At 46.4% G+C, this 16,787-nt stretch carries 13 protein-coding genes and 1 pseudogene; 6 read left to right on the forward strand and 8 right to left on the reverse strand.

Annotated features, from left to right (window positions below):
* The first annotated feature begins 1 nt into the window (after window position 1).
* From Q5866_RS13605 to Q5866_RS13625, 6 genes and pseudogenes are all read left to right on the forward strand, one after another.
* Entirely contained in the window at window positions 2–724 is a 723-nt protein-coding gene (locus tag Q5866_RS13605; RefSeq protein WP_303180784.1) for a fibrobacter succinogenes major paralogous domain-containing protein, read from the forward strand.
* 22 nt (window positions 725–746) lie between these two features.
* A complete protein-coding gene (locus tag Q5866_RS13610; RefSeq protein ID WP_292268444.1) occupies window positions 747–1,940 on the forward strand; it encodes a TlpA disulfide reductase family protein in 1,194 nt (397 codons plus the stop codon).
* 37 nt (window positions 1,941–1,977) lie between these two features.
* Window positions 1,978–3,147 carry a TlpA disulfide reductase family protein gene (locus Q5866_RS13615; RefSeq protein WP_292268442.1) on the forward strand — a complete coding sequence of 390 codons (1,170 nt, stop codon included), beginning with the start codon at window positions 1,978–1,980 and terminating at the stop codon, window positions 3,145–3,147.
* 128 nt (window positions 3,148–3,275) lie between these two features.
* Window positions 3,276–3,542 carry a tetratricopeptide repeat protein gene (locus tag Q5866_RS13620; protein WP_292268440.1) on the forward strand — a complete coding sequence of 89 codons (267 nt, stop codon included), beginning with the start codon at window positions 3,276–3,278 and terminating at the stop codon, window positions 3,540–3,542.
* 18 nt (window positions 3,543–3,560) lie between these two features.
* Window positions 3,561–3,614, forward strand: a pseudogene (locus tag Q5866_RS21105) (hypothetical protein); the annotation flags it as partial.
* Window positions 3,615–3,644: 30 nt separating this feature from the next.
* Window positions 3,645–3,848, forward strand: a complete 204-nt coding sequence (locus Q5866_RS13625; protein ID WP_292268438.1) for an SEL1-like repeat protein — start codon at window positions 3,645–3,647, stop codon at window positions 3,846–3,848.
* A 56-nt stretch (window positions 3,849–3,904) separates the two neighbouring features.
* Here Q5866_RS13625 and Q5866_RS13630 read toward each other — a convergent pair whose 3' ends face one another.
* The 8 genes from Q5866_RS13630 to Q5866_RS13665 form a co-directional block, all read right to left on the reverse strand.
* Complete coding sequence (locus Q5866_RS13630; protein WP_292268436.1) at window positions 3,905–6,685, reverse strand: pitrilysin family protein; 2,781 nt, start codon at window positions 6,683–6,685, stop codon at window positions 3,905–3,907.
* Window positions 6,682–7,959, reverse strand: coding sequence for a thioredoxin fold domain-containing protein (locus Q5866_RS13635; protein WP_292268434.1), 1,278 nt, complete (start codon window positions 7,957–7,959; stop codon window positions 6,682–6,684). The genes Q5866_RS13630 and Q5866_RS13635 overlap by 4 nt, the downstream gene beginning before the upstream one ends.
* A 20-nt stretch (window positions 7,960–7,979) precedes the next feature.
* Window positions 7,980–8,783: a hypothetical protein gene (locus Q5866_RS13640; RefSeq protein WP_186976796.1), complete on the reverse strand. Its 804-nt coding sequence runs from the start codon at window positions 8,781–8,783 to the stop codon at window positions 7,980–7,982.
* Window positions 8,784–8,793: 10 nt separating this feature from the next.
* Entirely contained in the window at window positions 8,794–9,435 is a 642-nt protein-coding gene (locus Q5866_RS13645) for a hypothetical protein (protein WP_292268430.1), read from the reverse strand.
* Complete coding sequence (locus tag Q5866_RS13650; protein WP_303180789.1) at window positions 9,423–11,018, reverse strand: RagB/SusD family nutrient uptake outer membrane protein; 1,596 nt, start codon at window positions 11,016–11,018, stop codon at window positions 9,423–9,425. Before Q5866_RS13650 ends, Q5866_RS13645 begins: the two co-directional genes overlap by 13 nt.
* Window positions 11,019–11,028: 10 nt before the next feature.
* On the reverse strand, window positions 11,029–14,586 hold the full coding sequence (locus Q5866_RS13655) for a SusC/RagA family TonB-linked outer membrane protein (RefSeq protein ID WP_292268426.1): 3,558 nt from the start codon (window positions 14,584–14,586) through the stop codon (window positions 11,029–11,031).
* A 75-nt stretch (window positions 14,587–14,661) separates the two neighbouring features.
* Window positions 14,662–15,849, reverse strand: a complete 1,188-nt coding sequence (locus Q5866_RS13660; RefSeq protein WP_292268424.1) for a FecR family protein — start codon at window positions 15,847–15,849, stop codon at window positions 14,662–14,664.
* Window positions 15,850–15,930: 81 nt separating this feature from the next.
* Entirely contained in the window at window positions 15,931–16,491 is a 561-nt protein-coding gene (locus Q5866_RS13665; protein ID WP_186976802.1) for an RNA polymerase sigma-70 factor, read from the reverse strand.
* Window positions 16,492–16,787: the final 296 nt, after the last annotated feature.

Raw genomic sequence — 16,787 nt, forward strand, 5'->3', positions numbered from 1 at the left:
TATGAGAAAGTATATAATAGCTTTATTTGTATGTTGCAGTGCTATATTTTGCTCATGCAGTGACGATGATAATTTGCCGAGAGTCAGTCCCTCCACTACCGGCGAGTACACAGACGAACGTGACGGCAACACCTACGGGTGGGTTCGAATCGGCAATTTGGAATGGATGACTTCCAATCTAAAATATTATTCCGAGGCACCTTATTACGAATGCACGTACGACTTGTTTAGGGCTAACTATCCGGTCAAGATTAAGTCCCATCTCCTCGATATCGATTTTGCGGCAGATTACAAGGAATATGGGAACTTCTATACTTGGGAGGAAGCCCGCACGCTTTGTCCTGAAGGTTGGCGTTTGCCCACCGATGAGGACTGGAAGAATCTGGAAACAGCATTGGGCATGTCTGCCGGAGAAGCCGATTCGGAAGGCTGGCGGGGAAATCAGGAAGCCACCCTTCTTCGCCAAGGGTCAGAAGGAACAGGCATGGCACTCCAATTAGGAGGCGAGGTTGCAGATGCTGAAGCTTGGGGACGTTCCCCGTTCTTGTGTTTTGTCGGCGAGTACGGGTATTTTTGGTCGGCTTCAGAGGTGGAGAACAACGGTTTACAAACCACAACGGTCTGGTTCCGGAAAATATGTGCCCATTACACGACTGTCTACCGAGGAACGGTGACACTGGAAAGAATGATGCGCATACGTTGTTGCCGAGATGCAGAGAAATAATATAAACTTCTAAATAATTTCTATGAACAGAATTTTCTTTTTTATCGCGGCACTGCTATTGTGTGGTGCCTGTACTTCCCGCCCCGAGGGATTCGTGATACGGGGCAATTTTCCCGGGTTACAAGACGGGATGCTGGTCACGCTTCGCTCCATGGAAGGTGAAGCGATATTGGCAACAGATACCATTCAAGACGGCAAATTTGAATTGCAGGGCGTAACTGCTTCACCGCAATACTGCAATTTATTGATCAGCTCTAACACCTCTTCCCCCCACATGGGCAAAATGGTTAATATTTACATGTTTCTAGACAATTCCGAACTGACGGTAAACACAGCCCATTTCGACAGTCTGCAATTCATCCACCCCTTCGTGGCTGAAACTGCCGAATCGAAAGCTCGTGTAGAAGGAGGTCCACTACAGCGAGAATATTATGAATATCGTGATGCTTTAATGCCTTTGCTGTTGGCTGCCTCGGAAGTGAATATCGCTTCAGCCACGCTGAATATGCAAGAAAACCAATACACAACGGAGGAATTCAACAACCGATTTGACGAACTATATCCTAAGAAGCTGGCAGCGGAAGCAGCTATTGATGCTGCTAAAATGGAATTTATCCGCCAACATCCACAATCACCGGTATCGCTTTTCATCGCGGAAGGCTTGTTGAACACCACTTTTACGCGCACTCCCGAAGAGATAAAAGAACTGACACGCATTGCCAAACAGATCGAAGATTCAGTGCGTCGTCCCCGAGTATTAAAGATGGCAGAAATTGCAAGCATATTATACAAAGGAGCATCATACAAGGACATTGAACTGACCAATCCGACAGGCGAAACCGTGAAACTATCACAGTATATACTTCCCGACCACTACACGTTGGTAGACTTCTGGGCATCGTGGTGTGGTCCCTGCCGCTGGGCCATCCCCAAAGTGGAGCAAATTTATGAACACTCCCCAAAAGACCGCCTGACCGTAATCAGCGTATCGTTCGACCAAAAGAAAACAGACTGGGAAACGGCAATGAAAGAGGAAGCCATGCCTTGGACTCAATTATGGACAGGCAATCGTGACCAAGTTACCGCTGCCCAACGTGCCTACAATATCAGCGGCATTCCGCGCCTGATGCTCATCGCACCCGATGGCAAAATCGTTTTCAGCGGTAACGATGCCAACGCATTACGAGTAACTGTTGAAGAATATTTGGAAAAATAAGATATTCCAAAGATTAAAACAAAAAAATAAGAGAACAATGAAAAAACTCTGTTTTATATTACTGCTCAGTGCTGCCGCTTGTACACGGCAGCCTGCCGACCACTTTATCCTACGGGGTACGGTTCCCGGTGCCATAGACAGCACGAAAGTTACCCTACGAACCATCACCCGATGGGACAAAGATTTAGCCAGCGCTTACGTCATTGACGGGAAATTCGAGTTGCGCGGGCAACTGGACGCTCCCTCCATGTGTAAATTTAGCGTGAGTAACACGGATTATATCCTACGCTCGAAGCAAAATCAAGAATCGGCATATTGTTACGAGCTTAATTTCTTTGTCGAAAACGGCAAACTCACCTTTACCACGCCACATATCGACAGCCTACCACAAGCGTACTGGCTTTACGACATCCGGAAAGAAAAGAACTACCGAGTGGAAGGTTCCAGCGCTCAAGAAGCATACTACCGCTACCAACAACAAACCTTTCCGTTGCGTTACGGTATACAGGAACTCCGCAAGCAGGAGAAGCAAACCCCGGACTATAACAGCCGATTGGAAACCATGAAATCGGAACTGGACAAAGCAAGCCGGGCATTTATCCGCAACAACGATAATCTGGCAACGAACCTCTACATTGTCGGAACATTGAAGAAACCCGCTTTCACCTACAATCAGGCTTATCTCGACGAACTGGAAGAACTCTTTGCTTCCTGTCAAGACACTTGTGCCGCATTGAGGGAGTTTCGCCATTATCTCCGTGACGCCTCCCGGCTGGTTCAAGGCTCACCATTACAAGAAGGCGAAGTGGTCGATGATAAAGGAAAGAGCGTATCGCTGCTCGCCCAATTAAACCGAGATGGATACACGCTGATTGATTTTTGGGCATCATGGTGCATTCCCTGCCGAGCAAGCCTGATATACCTACGCGAAGTGTACAAAACTCACGGGGATTCCATCCGTTTTATCAGCGTGTCCCTCGATCAACAAGAGGCAGAGTGGCAAAAAGCCTTGAAAGAAGAAAACCTGCCGTGGGCACAATTCCGCAGCTTGCCCGAACAAACCAAAGCGTTCGCGGAACAATATAATCTCATTGGTATTCCAACCTTCTTTATCATTGATAGCGAAGGACGAATCGTCTTTTCCGGCAGTTCCATCAACGAACTGGCGGAACAACTACCTAAAATAAATACAAATACTACACACTGACAACAATCCGGATACCTACCAAGCGGGTATCAAAAGCACTTACGAAAGTAGGTGCTTTCTTCGTTTTAGTGGTAATCGAGTGCATCTACACCCGTACAAAGGCTACTTTTAGAGATAATCGAGTATTTTTGCGCCATCTAAATAAAGTGGAACGTGGTGATATCCAATCGTCCTACAACATAGCAGTGTGCCACGCGACAGGCTACGGCGTAAAACAAGACTTGGACAAAGCTTTCGAGAATTACATGATTGCCGCCGAGGCCGGGCACCCGGGCGCACAATTTCAAGTTGGCAACTTTTACTTCGAGGGAAGAGGCAATATTGCACAGGATTACGCCAAGGCCGTAACGTGGCTCAACAAAGCGTACCAAAACATGGAAGCCGAGGATTGCTAGCAGCCTGCCGCCGAACTTGCCATCTGCTATCAAGACGGTCTTGGGACTTTTCAAGATGACGACACGGCATTTCAATTCCTTTCCGAACTTGAAGGGAATGAAATGCTCGACGACGTGTGGGAACCACTTGACGCCATGGTACTCAACGCCCTCGGTGTTGCCTATGGCTTCGGAAGAGGTACAGAACAAAACATTCCTTTGGCGATAGAATACTTTGACAGAGCCATCGAATACGACTCGGAAGAAGCAAAGAAAAACAAGACCCGCTTCAAGAAAACCATTTTCGGCTCTTGGAAGATAAAATAAAGGCAAAAATGGGAGGGCGTGTTTTGCACGCCCTCCCATTTTTGCCTTCGTGACGGCTATCGTGATTTCACCACGATATCAACGCATTGCGCATCAGCAAAAAACTTACGGGCAAAAGCCAACACGTCTTTCGCCTTAATCTTATCAATCACTTTCTCGAAAAACTCGGGAGCATCCAAACTTTTTCCCGTGCGTTGATAAAACTGGATATTTTCCGTCCAAAAAGGAATACTTCCAAAATCCGGAGCGGCATCCCGTTCTTTTTTCAATAACAGGATAAAATCCTCCACGTCTTCATCGGACATTCCCTCTTTCAAGAACTGCTCAATCTGCTCGTGCACGATAGCCCGCATACGAGGCCCTTTCTCCAAGGAACTCTCGAATTGCACGTTAAATAACTGCGAGGGGTCGGGCTGACCGGTAACATCCGTCCGCACGTGTACTCCGTACGAACCGCCCTCCGCTTCCCGGATACGCTGTTGAAACAAGTACTCGAAATGCTTCTGAAGAATCATCATGCAAAGCTTATCCGCCGGTTTCGTCTTCAACGTGTTCGTGAAAGCCATATCCACCATGTACTTTTGCTCCGGAATATCCACGGCAATATCTTTCGCCACGCTCTCTTTTTTATAGTACTCGTACTTAACGGGCTTCTCCTTGCGGTAAGTAGAAGAAAGCGAAGCGATATATCGAGTAACAAGCTCCCGGGCTACCTCCCGTTCCAAATCACCCACGATATAGAAAGAAAAGTCCGAGGCATTCCGGTAACGCTCCTTGAAAATACGAACCATCTTCTCGTAATCCATCGCCTCGTAATACCGCGTATCCCTCACCCAAAGCCGAGGCGACTTCACCATCCGCAACTCACGCAACACGTCATTGATAGTGTCGTCCGTCGTTTTACGAGAGTAAGCCAATGTCAACTTATTCACGTGCACATATTTGTCAAAAGCGGCTTTATCGAAACGAGGTTTTTCCACCACCAAATGCAAAAATTGGAAAGCGAAATCTGCGTCACGCGTCGTACTCGTGCAATTGATACTTTCGGAGTTCTCCTCCAAGGAAATATCCATGTTGATGGAATGCTCCTGCACGAGCGCGTTCAACTCTCGAGTCCCGTACTTGTACAAACCGCTCTTCAAGAATAAAGCCACCATAGCGTCGGCTGACGGCAAATCCTCTGCCGGAAGCAAGGAACGTCCTCCTCGGCTACCTATCAAAACATTAAACATACCCTTGTTGTAATCGGTGTACTTGTAATAGACCTTCGCCCCGTTACTCAACGTCCACTCTTCCGCCTCTATCGGCTTCAACGCTTTCTCCTTGACAATTTTACCCGCCGGAATCTCGAAATCGACCAAAACACCGTTGCACGCCAACTTCTCCTGCCCCTCCCCGGCTTCAAATGTCCACTCGCGAGCCTCCTGCATCACGGTTGAAATCTGTTCTTCCGCGGGGAAAGGATAATCCGCGCTATTTCCTTGCATGATATAAATCCAATTCCGGTCGTCGTCAAACCAGCGAGCAATCCACTTCCGGAAATCCTCGGCGGTCAGACCGTTAAGAATCGCTGCCGTCGTATCTATATTCTGCTCGAACTCGCTAATCGGGTACCCCAACAAGAAATTATTCTGGTACATTTGCAAGTACATACTATTCGGGAATCGCTCTTTTTGCAACTTAAACTGCTCCAAGCGCTTGAGATAACCGGACGCCATGCCGTGTAACTTTTCATCGGTTATCACCGTCTGATGAACCCGCACCATCTGTTCCATCAACTGTTCCAACGCCTCGATTTCCTGCCCGGGCAAAGACGACACCACGACATTCAATCCCTCGTAACCCCGAACGATATCGAAGATACCGATACTCGCGTTAAGAAACGCCACATCGGAATTTTCCATACACTCCGCCAAATGGTCGCGCATCATCTTGTTGTAAAACTCCCGCATCAAATCTTCCCGCAACATATCCCGTAACGAACGCACCGGATTCTTCCGGAAACGCTTCATAAGCACCATCCCGTTCGTCGGCACATCCTTGTCTATCAACTTATAATATTGAGGTTGCGGACTATCCGGAATATCGTACACGAGGCGAGGTTTCGGATTCTCCCGCCGGGGAATGAGAGCGAACAAGCGTTTCACCTCCGCTTCCACCGCATCCACGTCTATATCCCCGAGAATAATCACGGCTTGTTGGTCCGGACGATAGAAATCCTTGTAATAATCCCTCACTTGTTCCGCCGTGAAACTCTGCAACACTTCCACGGAACCAATCACGTCATGCGTGGCGTACTTGCTCCCGTTGTAGATGAAAAAGTTCGCCTGCTTCTGCAATCGAGCGGACAAATCCATTCCCGCACGCCGTTCCTCCTGTATCACCTGCCTCTCGATTTCCATCTCCTCGGGATACAATTTAAGAAAACCGGACCAATCCCTCAATACCAAAATACAAGAATCAACCAACAACTTCGAAGCAGTAGGAACATTATTCACGTTATACACCGTTTCGTCGTGTCCCGTGTAAGCATTAAAATTACTTATCTTGTGCCGTTTCAAAAAAGCCGGAACCCCATCCGGGAAATTATCCGTGGCATGGAAGGCCATGTGCTCGAGCACATGAGCCAAACCATTCTGCTGCTCCTCCTCCATCAACGCTCCCACGTTCTGCACGAGATAAAAATCGGCACGTCCCGGCGAACTTGTCGTACGGCGAATGTAATACGTCAGCCCGTTTTCCAATCGCCCCTGCCGGAAATTCACCGATTCCTCTTGCGCTAAAATCGATTGCCCGAAGGATAAAAAAACAAAAAACAATAGTAACAAACTTCTCATAACTCCCTCAACTTCTCTTGTATCATGTTCTGCAACTGCTTCATCAACTCCACCTCTTCGATTCCGGAACTAACGACAAAAGCTTGATTCAAACTTTGTTTTGCTTTTTCCGGATTACCCGTGGCATTGAAACAATCTCCCAGCATATACAACAAACGAGTACGCAACTGTGCCGCCATCTCGTATTGCAAAGCCTTGTCCAACCACACTATCACTTTCTCGTTCGCACCCTCCGGCAAATTACCCCGGTACACGGTGTACAAATCTTCAATCGGTTGGGTATAATCGTTTACCGTCAAAGCCTTCTCTGCGCCGGAAAAGTATTGATTCATCTTCTCGAAAAACGTGTTTATATCCTTACGGAAAAGACTGTAATACCCGTCCGATAACAAAGATATCGCCTCAAAAGCGGAAAGCGAACCGAATGAAATATCACTATATACCGACTGCAAATCTCCTTTTACTCGCTCCAAATGTTTCTTGTAATCCTGTTTTCCGTTTTTACAAAAAGAGATGATATAATTATTATAAACGCCCAAGATGAAATCCTGAATCTTCTCTTTCCCCACAATCTTTCCGAATTGCTGGTAATTCTTCACCAGAAAATCGAAAATCTCATCATTATCCTTGATTTCATTGTGATACATGCTGATGATATACAAATCCTCGGCGTTAATCATATTCTCCAACTTCTTGTTCTTCACGTACTCCGGGAAAAGAGCCTCGATACGCACCATCCATTTATCCCGGTTATACCCGGTTTGGGTAGCGATAAACTCTGGAGCCCGAAACAACAACTCCTGTTGCAGGTCGGTATTCTTCTTTTCCTTCTTCGATTTCTCGTACAACTTCTCGAAAGTCAGCATATCACCCGTCACCATCTTCGCTTCATTGAGCAACGCGGCAGGGGCTTTCGCCCCCCGCACCACGCGCAACACCTCTCCTTTCACGTTCACGAATATCATCGTGGGAAAAGCCTCCACCCCGTATTTTTTCACCAGTTCAGCCTGCTCGGGAGCTTCCGCGTTCAACTTGCAACTCACGAAATGCGTGTTAAAATAGTCACCCACCTCCGGAACAGTAAACACTTTTTGCGACATCACCTTGCAAGGTCCGCACCACTCCGTGTAAAAATCGACGAAAACATCCTTTTTCTCTGCCTTCGCTTTTTTCAAAGCCTCCTCGAAAGTACCTTGAAAAAAAGTAATTTGAGCGGATAGATTTCCAACCATCCCCATCAACAGGAACACCAACACGTATTTAATCCTTCTCATAATATTTCCTTCTTTTGAATCTAATCTTTTAATATAAACTTAAACACATCCCGCAAGACAGCCGAATGCCCTTCATTCTCCACCCTCAAGGATACCCAATAATTACCTGCTGGAGAATCAACCTGCATATCCACGTAAATCCGACCGCCACCGACAACTTGCACGTAAGAGGCAAAATCCTTCGCAGCTTCCTCTCCCCGGTCACTACGAACGCTTTCCAAGTAGTAGCGCATAGGCTCTGTCCCCAGAATCTGACCAATCGTCGAGGTTGTCCACGGGGTATTTTTATCAATCTGGTTTTGCCGTTCCGTGATCAGTTCTTCCAGCATGAAAGGATCATCTTGCCCCATATCCGTGCATGTTTCAATGATTTGATCCATCAATGCATAGATTTCATCTTCCAATTCTATTTGCAGAGGGAGGTATTCATTCTCCATGATATTATTCATTTCATCAGCTTTCGCCTGCAATTCTGCTATTTTATCGAAGTCCGGATTCATCGCCCCATTCTCTATGTCCATCTCCTCCATGAGCGCATACGCTTGCTCATACATCTCTTCCATCTTAGCTTCCAGCTCCTTCAATTCGACATCCAACGACTCCATTTGGTCAAACAGCCCTGCCAACTCCTCGTTGGAATACAAGGCATCCAATGTCGTTTTCAAACCTTCCATCTCCGTGGCTAGATTAGAAAAACGCACAATCTCCAAGGAATCTTTCGAATATCCGGCATTAGCACAATCCAAATACCCGACAGTCACGTCATTACAAGCATACAAAAAGCTACATCCCAATAACACGAGTGCATATAATAATTTCTTCATCGCTTTCATTTTAATATATATCCGACACGTTAAAATCATATCCCAGTGCTTGCACTACACCATTGTTCGTCTGAATATCCGAAGAGAATATCAATGCCCGCGACACATTCGTTTCCTCCAGCTTGAAATTCAATCGCACGATACCCACTTCACTGGTATTCATATCCATATAAGGCTCTTGAGTCGTCCACAATATCGCGGTTGTGCCATCCAGCAATGTATATTCCTTGCCTCCCATCACCTCGCCTGTCTGGCTATCCCATGTTCCGCGAGGCACGTCTGCCACCATCACTCGTTCCGTGATAATCAACTTGCTTAAAATAGCTTGACACTCATCCCAGTACATACTGTTCACCTGCTTGTATCCCATATCCAACAAATAGGTACGAATCGAATAGTTCGTCAATCCTAAGAAAGTAATTTGCTCGTGTTCCCCTTTCCCCTCGAACAACTCTCTCAACCCTGCACGCTCAATCATCACAATTGTAGAATCCCAATCCCGGGATTGGGTATGCAGGTATTCCCACATGGAACAATCGTGCACCCCGTTCGACACACCCCCGTCATCGTAATTCCACTTGGTACACGAAACCAATCCTACCATCACGATGCAAATCGCAATTTTCAATATATTATTCATTATTCTTGCCATTGCCAATAAGTATTTTGAGTCATTAACGTATTCTTTCTAAAAGCATTGGAATGCACTTTCGTGTAAAGAGCGCCATTCTTAACATCCTCGTCGGTCAGCGTACGATAGCCTCCCAACAGATATTTCCGGAAATACCCGTTCCGCACAATATCAAAATAATACTGCCCCTCGCCGAACAACTCCCGACGTCTTTCCAAGAACACCTCTTCACGCAAAGCCTCTTTGCTCGTGCTACCGGCATATCCTGCTAATCCTGCACGTTCACGCACGCGGTCCAAATCACTAACAGCCTCCTCCGTCATATCCAACTGCACCCGACACTCGGCACGTAATAAAATCAGGTCCGCCAATCTCCAGAACACCCAATCGCAATCAGTCAAGATTGCAGGCATACCCGCGATATCTTCTTTCATTTGTCGAACCATATAACGCCACTTTGCGATATGAGCGTAAGGAGAATACAAGCTATCCTCTTTCGACTCCAAGTCTGTTTCCGACTCTGACTCTGATTCTGACTCCGATTTAGAATAATACTTCAACTCTCCCAATTTATACCAAAACTCTTTTCTTCTCAAATCATTTTCCTCCGGATAGATTTCCTTTACCGTGGTCACTTTTATTCTGGTATACGCGTTCTTACTATTATTCACCAAGTTGGCAATCTCACTTTTATCTTCCGTGAGATAAGGATAAGAAATCAGGAAATGCCCCGGAGCTTCTTTCTGGAACGATTCATAATTCCGATCATAATCTAATGCGTTGTTCGAAATAGCGTAAATAACCTCTTCACTATTCCGGTTCTTGCCAAGCACGTTCTCTATCAACCCGTTCATACTCTCCAAATCGTAAACTCCGGCTTTCCCGTCCAACACCTCGGAAGCATACCGCTCCGCATCCTCCCAGTATTTCCGCTCCCCGGTCAAACCGCCCATCCAAGCGCAAATATTAGCCAACAAAGTATTTACCGTCCCTAGGCTGGCACATTGTTTCGTGGTTATCGCGGCACCTGTCGCACCTACCAACTTGTCATGCGTGGGCAAAACCAACGCAGCTTTAGCTTCCTTGAGCGCTTCCTGCAAAACCTCCAAAGCGGGACTTTTACCGATAGGGTCAATGGACTCCGAACTCGGCGTGATAGGAGCATCTCCCCAAATCTGAGCCACCCGGAAATAAGCCAATGCCTTGGCAAAATGTATTTGCCCCAACCAAAAATCCGCCCGTTCTTTCGACACATTCTCGAAGCGGTGTTGATTCTCGATCATCACGTTTGTCAAATAAATCACGTCATAAAAAGCCGTCCAACTCTGCGTGTTTGAAGTCCCCGTGTATTTAAGCACATCCAATTTGCGATACCCGTCCACGTCGGACTGCACGTCGTCCGCGTCGATGGAAGAATAAAAATAAGGCTGTTTCCCGAAACACACGTATTTCATCCTGCTTTGCACCATATTATACAAAGCTTCCAATTCACTCTCGCTCTTGAAATAATTCACAAAAGTAACCGAATCCTCCGGCTCAACCGTCAACCAATCATTACAAGAGAACAAGGGAATAAACAAAAAAAGTATCAATATCTTTTTCATGCTCTACATTTTAAAAATTAACAGTCAATCCGATTGTAAACTTCCGCGGCAAAGGATAAGAACGCAAATTATCCGTCCCGGAAGTAATATCTATCAACTCGGGGTCAATACCGGAATAATTCGTCAACAGGAATAAATTCTCCGCCGTCATAAAAGCCCGGATTCCACTTAAACCTATCTTTTTACAAACACCTTCTCCAAAATTATATCCTAAAGTCAACTGCTTCAAACGCACGAAATGCACCGTTTCGATATCCTCGTCATATATTCCCACGTACTGGTTTTCCAAGTACATATACTTCTGTGCTTTCGGATAATCGGCTTTCGAACCGGCACCCGTCCATGGTTTCAAATCTTTAAGACTCACGAACAGCGGACCACTCTCCTCCCTCGGGGCCAAACAGTAGTCATCATAAACAGCCACTGCATGACGACCTATCGAATAGTTGAACATGATATTCAAATCAAGATTCTTCCAACGAATTTCATTTATAAAACCACCATGTCCTTTCGGGAGAGGGCTTGCGGCATAGTACCTGTCATCAAAACTAATCTTTCCATCCCCGTTCAAATCTTCGATACGGCGAGCCCCCGGGAAAAACACAGCATACGTGTTCACTCCCGACCACAAGGGTTGTTTCTCGCCTTGAGCGTTATAAATAAAAGGTACCTCATCCATACTGTCATAAAAACCGGAAGTCTTGTATGCCAAAATCTGATTCAAGGGTTTACCTATCACTTGGCTACCGTAATCATAACCGTCCGCGCTCTTCTCGAAACGATTCCAGTTTCTCGAGAAATTAAATTTCATTCTCCACTTCACCGCGGTTTCACGCAAAATATCCGCCTCCAGTTCAATTTCTATACCTTGATTGGATATCGCCATAGCGTTCTGCCACTGGAAAGTATGGAAATACACATCTCCCGGCAAATCCCATTTACTCAAACGCCCGGTCGTGTACCTGTAATAGTAATCGAGATTCATCTTCAAACGATAGTCCAAGAAACTCAAGTCCAAACCGACATCATACTGGTCCGTTTCCTCCCAACTCAACCTCCTGTTAATCACACCACCACTCTTATTTGGTGCCATTCCCGAGTTTCCCAAGAACATTCCGCTGGCAGAAAACACGCCTTGAGCCAGATAACGTTGCCCGAATTTCTGACCGGAAGTACCCCAACTAGCACGGATTTTACCGAAACTCAACCAGTAAAAACGTTTCATGAAATCTTCATCCGTGAAAATCCACCCCACGGCAACCGATGGAAAAGTAGCCCAACGCACCTTCTCCCCGAAAACGGAAGAACCATCCCGACGAACCGTGGCTTCAAGCATATACTTATCTCTGAAATTGTAAGTCAAACGCCCGAAATAACTACACATCCGCTCTTCCGAGAACCCGGATGAATAACTAAAGGCTGAAGCATAAGAATCCAATGTTTCGCCCGGGGCAACTTGGTTTATGCCATTCGAGCCACCCCAACCGTCACCCACGTATTGAATTTTATCGTTCGGACCATTAATACCCTCTCCTCCATTCGAATAACTCTGGTCTTTCTGGAAAGACAATCCCAACATGACATCGAAATTATGCTTCTCCAAGTAATTGAAACTATACGTCAACAAATTCTCGTTCAGTATCGACAAATCCCGGGTAATCGTCCCCTTCGAAGTTGAAAAACGATAAGCCGCATTCGTGTTCGGGTCCAACGTACTCGGTTTAAACACATTCTGGTTCTGTTGGTTATAATCGACACCCGCTGACACTTTCAAATGCAAATCACGAATCAACTCGTAATCAAACACCATATTGTAACGCAACGAATAACTTTGGTTCTTCTCGGAAGTCTGGTTCAAATTCTTCAACATGGCTTCCCCGAAAGCCCCGCTACCGGGCAACAACGTGGGAGTCTCCGAGGGGTCGGAAGTAATCTCCTCGAACTTACTGGCTCCCGACCCGGCATTACTACCCCGGCTACGGTCGCTATAGGTGAGTCCCAACTGAGAATCCAACCGTAAACGCTTCGCCGGTTGAGCGGATAAATTAGATAGAACGGTAAAGCGAGTAAAACCCGTGTTCGGCATGATACCTTCCTCGTCATAATACCCGGCACCCACCATGTAACGCGTGGTTCCCGTTCCTCCCGATGCCTGCAAGTTAGCGTTAATCACCTTTGCCGTCTGGTAATTCTGCCTATACCAATTCGTCGAGTTATTATAGAACGGGTTCAAACTATCCTGTAATATCAGGGCATTCTGAGGTCCGTTGGCACCACCCCAGAACCAATCATAAACCGGACCATGGTCATAACGATTATTATACACCTCCTCGTAAGAAGTAGGCAACTTCCACTCCCCGCTCTCCGTCTTGTAAGGAGCAACCGTGTTTATCAAAGCATTCAAGTGATACATCCGCTCGTAACGCCCGCCCACCTGCTTCGGTGCCACGGGCAACCAAGAAGCCGAATAAGAAACGTTTGCCGTGAAACGGGCTTTACCGCTCTGTCCTTTCTTCGTGGTAATCAAAATCACACCGTTACCGGCACGCGAACCGTAAATCGCAGCAGACGCGGCGTCTTTCAACACCTCGACAGACTCAATCATCGAAGGGTCCAGATTCGACAACGCATTGGCACCCGTCACCGGGGAAGTAAATGACTGCATCGGAATTCCATCCACCACGTACAAAGGCGTACCGTACGAACGGTCCTGCCCCTCACCTTCAACAAACAAAGAATTGTAACCGCGGATAGCAACCACGGTACCACCGCCACCGGGAGAACCGGAAATATTATTAATCTCGACTCCCGCCATATGTCCTTGGAGCAAATTTTCCAGACTATGCGTCGGCATCTCTTGCAAATCCTCCCCTTTCACCGAAGAAATAGCACTGATGACATTCCTCTTCCGCTGTGAACCGTAGGCAATCACTTGCACCTCGTCCAAGCCCGATATATCCTCCTGCATCTTCACCGTCAACGGCTTCCCATCCGTGTAAGCCACCCGCTGTGACTTGAAACCGATGAAAGAAAAACACAAATAACCTTTCTCCTTCGGCAAAGGCAACACGAATCCCCCCGCGGTATCCGTCACCGTTCCAATCCGGGTACTATCCAGCAAAACCGTTACCCCCGGCAAAGGTTGATTCTGGTTGTCAAGCACCTTTCCCTTGATAAGATACGTCTTTTTCTTCTCCTCGTCCTTTGCCTTCTCCCTGAAAAGAATAATAGTCTTATCCAGAATCCGGTACCCGAATCCCGTACCCTTCAAACAGGCTTCCAGCACCTCATCTATCGTGGCATCCTTCAAATCCAAAGAGATATTCGCTATCTTTTCTACCGCGACATCATCAAAGAAAAAGCTATACTCGGATTGAGCCCGAATATCATTCATCACGCTCTTCAAAGAAGCGTCGGAACACGTCACGCTCAATCTTACCGTCTGCGAATAAGTGCGAGCAGACACCTGCATCACCCCTATAAAGGCCAAGATAAAAAATAACTTCATAATTCTCCATTCTTTTCGCCATCTACCATGATGATGGCAATTTTCAATTGTTTTTTTCATACATTTGTACTGTTGTAAAATAAAACTTAATAACAATCTCTAGACCTTTGGTGTTGGCGCACCAAGGGTCTAATTTTATCGCAATCGAATAGACACTGTCCGTTCGTTCACTTCAAATTCCACACGTTCATTATTCTCGATAATCTCGAGTATCGCCCCGAAATCCTCGCTCTTGTTCAAATCCCCCGTGAAACGAATATCCTTCGCCCCCGGATGAACGTAAAACACATGCAAATCATACCAACGAGCCAAAACATGGAACAAATCCTCCAAACGGGCATCCTCGAAAACAAAACGCCCGTCTTTCCACGCGGAATATAAATACGTATCCACCGCGTGCTTCGACAACTCCCCCGACTCCTTATCCAAAGTCCCCTGTTCCCCGGGTTCCAGACGAATTTCCTGCTTTGATTTCTGGGATACCATGATAACCGACCCGCTTTCCAACGTGGTCGTAACACCATCCTCGTCGGGATAAGCCCTGAAATTAAACGAGGTACCGAGCACCCTCACGTCTGCCTGAGCGGCTCTCACCACGAAAGGACGCTTCTCGTCTTTCTTCACATCAAAATAAGCTTCCCCCTCCACGTACACGACTCTTTTATCCCCCACAAACTCCACCGGATAGCGAATCTCCGTTTCAGCGTTCAACCAAACGGTAGACCCGTCAGACAAGGTCAAGAAATACTCTCCCCCTCTCGGAATCCGAAGCGTGTTAAACAACACCTTCTTCTCCCTCTTCCCCTCTCCGTCATTACGATTCGTGTAAGATATATTATTCCCCTCCACGGTCACGTGTATATCCCCTTGCATTTTCAACGCGCTAAAATTACTATCGGACAAAACCACTTGCTCTCCCCCCGCCAACGTCAAGATAGCATTCTTTGAAACGGCTCCTCCGGATTGGGCTACCGGACGCTCGCCCTTCTCGTGCCCCGCGCTGATATACAACCCAAGTGCCACCCCGAACAACAACACGAACACAGCAGCGTACCGCACAAACCATTGCACCCTCCGACGTCTTTGCGACCTCGCCCGGGAAGCCATAAACTTCTTGCAATCACCTTGCCAATCCACTTGCTGATACTCCGCGCTCTTTCTTTCCAACGCCCCGGCCGTCCTAAACCCCTCGTATTTCTCCCGGTTAGCTGCCGAAACAGCCAACCATTCGTCCAACTCTCTCTGTTCATCGGCACTCAATGTCCCTTCCAACGAGCGGGCTATCACATCCGCCAACCGAAATATATCTTTTTCTTTTTTCATATTCAATTCTATATTACATAAGCAATGACCCCCATCTTTAAAAAAAGGGGGTATTAAACCGACAATTTTTTTCGGAAAAAATCAGATATAAAACAAAAAGGTCAGCCCTGCCGCGGGAACAACATGTTTCAAACGCTCGTAAAGCATCTTTTTACCCGCTTTCTTGTACGACTTCACGGTTTCCACCTGAAGCGACAGAATATCAGCAATCTCTTGATTGCTTTTATTCTCCAATACCAACAAAAACACTTTACGACACTGCTCGGGAAGCTCAGAAATCGCTTTCATCAAATGATGATACACTTCTTCCTCCAAAATACCATTCAAATAATACTCCTCGCTCCCGTGCAACACATCCTCTGCATACTTTTTCTTCACCTCTTCATGGCGAAGATACTTTAAACAACGATTTCTCGTCGCCTGATATAAATAAGCTTTCAGATTATCTATCGAAGCAAATTTCTCCTTCGCCTCAATCAAAACCGTGAAAACCTCCTGCACGATATCCTTACTCGCGTCCAAATCGTCCACGTAACCTTTCCCGAACAATACAAGCGGGGTGTAATACTGTTCGAACAACAACTTGATAGCGTCATCGTCATAACGCTGCAAAGCATTTATGGACAAATCCTCTCCCTCCACGGTTACCTAATTATTTTTTGAGAAGCTAAAAATACATTCTATCCGCAAATCTCCAAAATTTTCCACACAATTTCTATCTATCAACGCATATTTATTACTAAAAAAATCAAAACACCCCTAGAAAACCTATAAAGACCATCAAGAGCATTTTCGTATACGCTCTCCCCTCGAGGTCATGCGCGAAAAAGCAAGAGTATACAACGTAAACAAATGGAATACAGACATGAAACAAGTATTAAACCCATATCAATACCGCATTACTCCCGTATAACACACAATAGATTCCCTGTAGGTTC

It is taken from the genome of uncultured Butyricimonas sp., assembly GCF_959596855.1.
Lineage (GTDB): Bacteria > Bacteroidota > Bacteroidia > Bacteroidales > Marinifilaceae > Butyricimonas > Butyricimonas muris.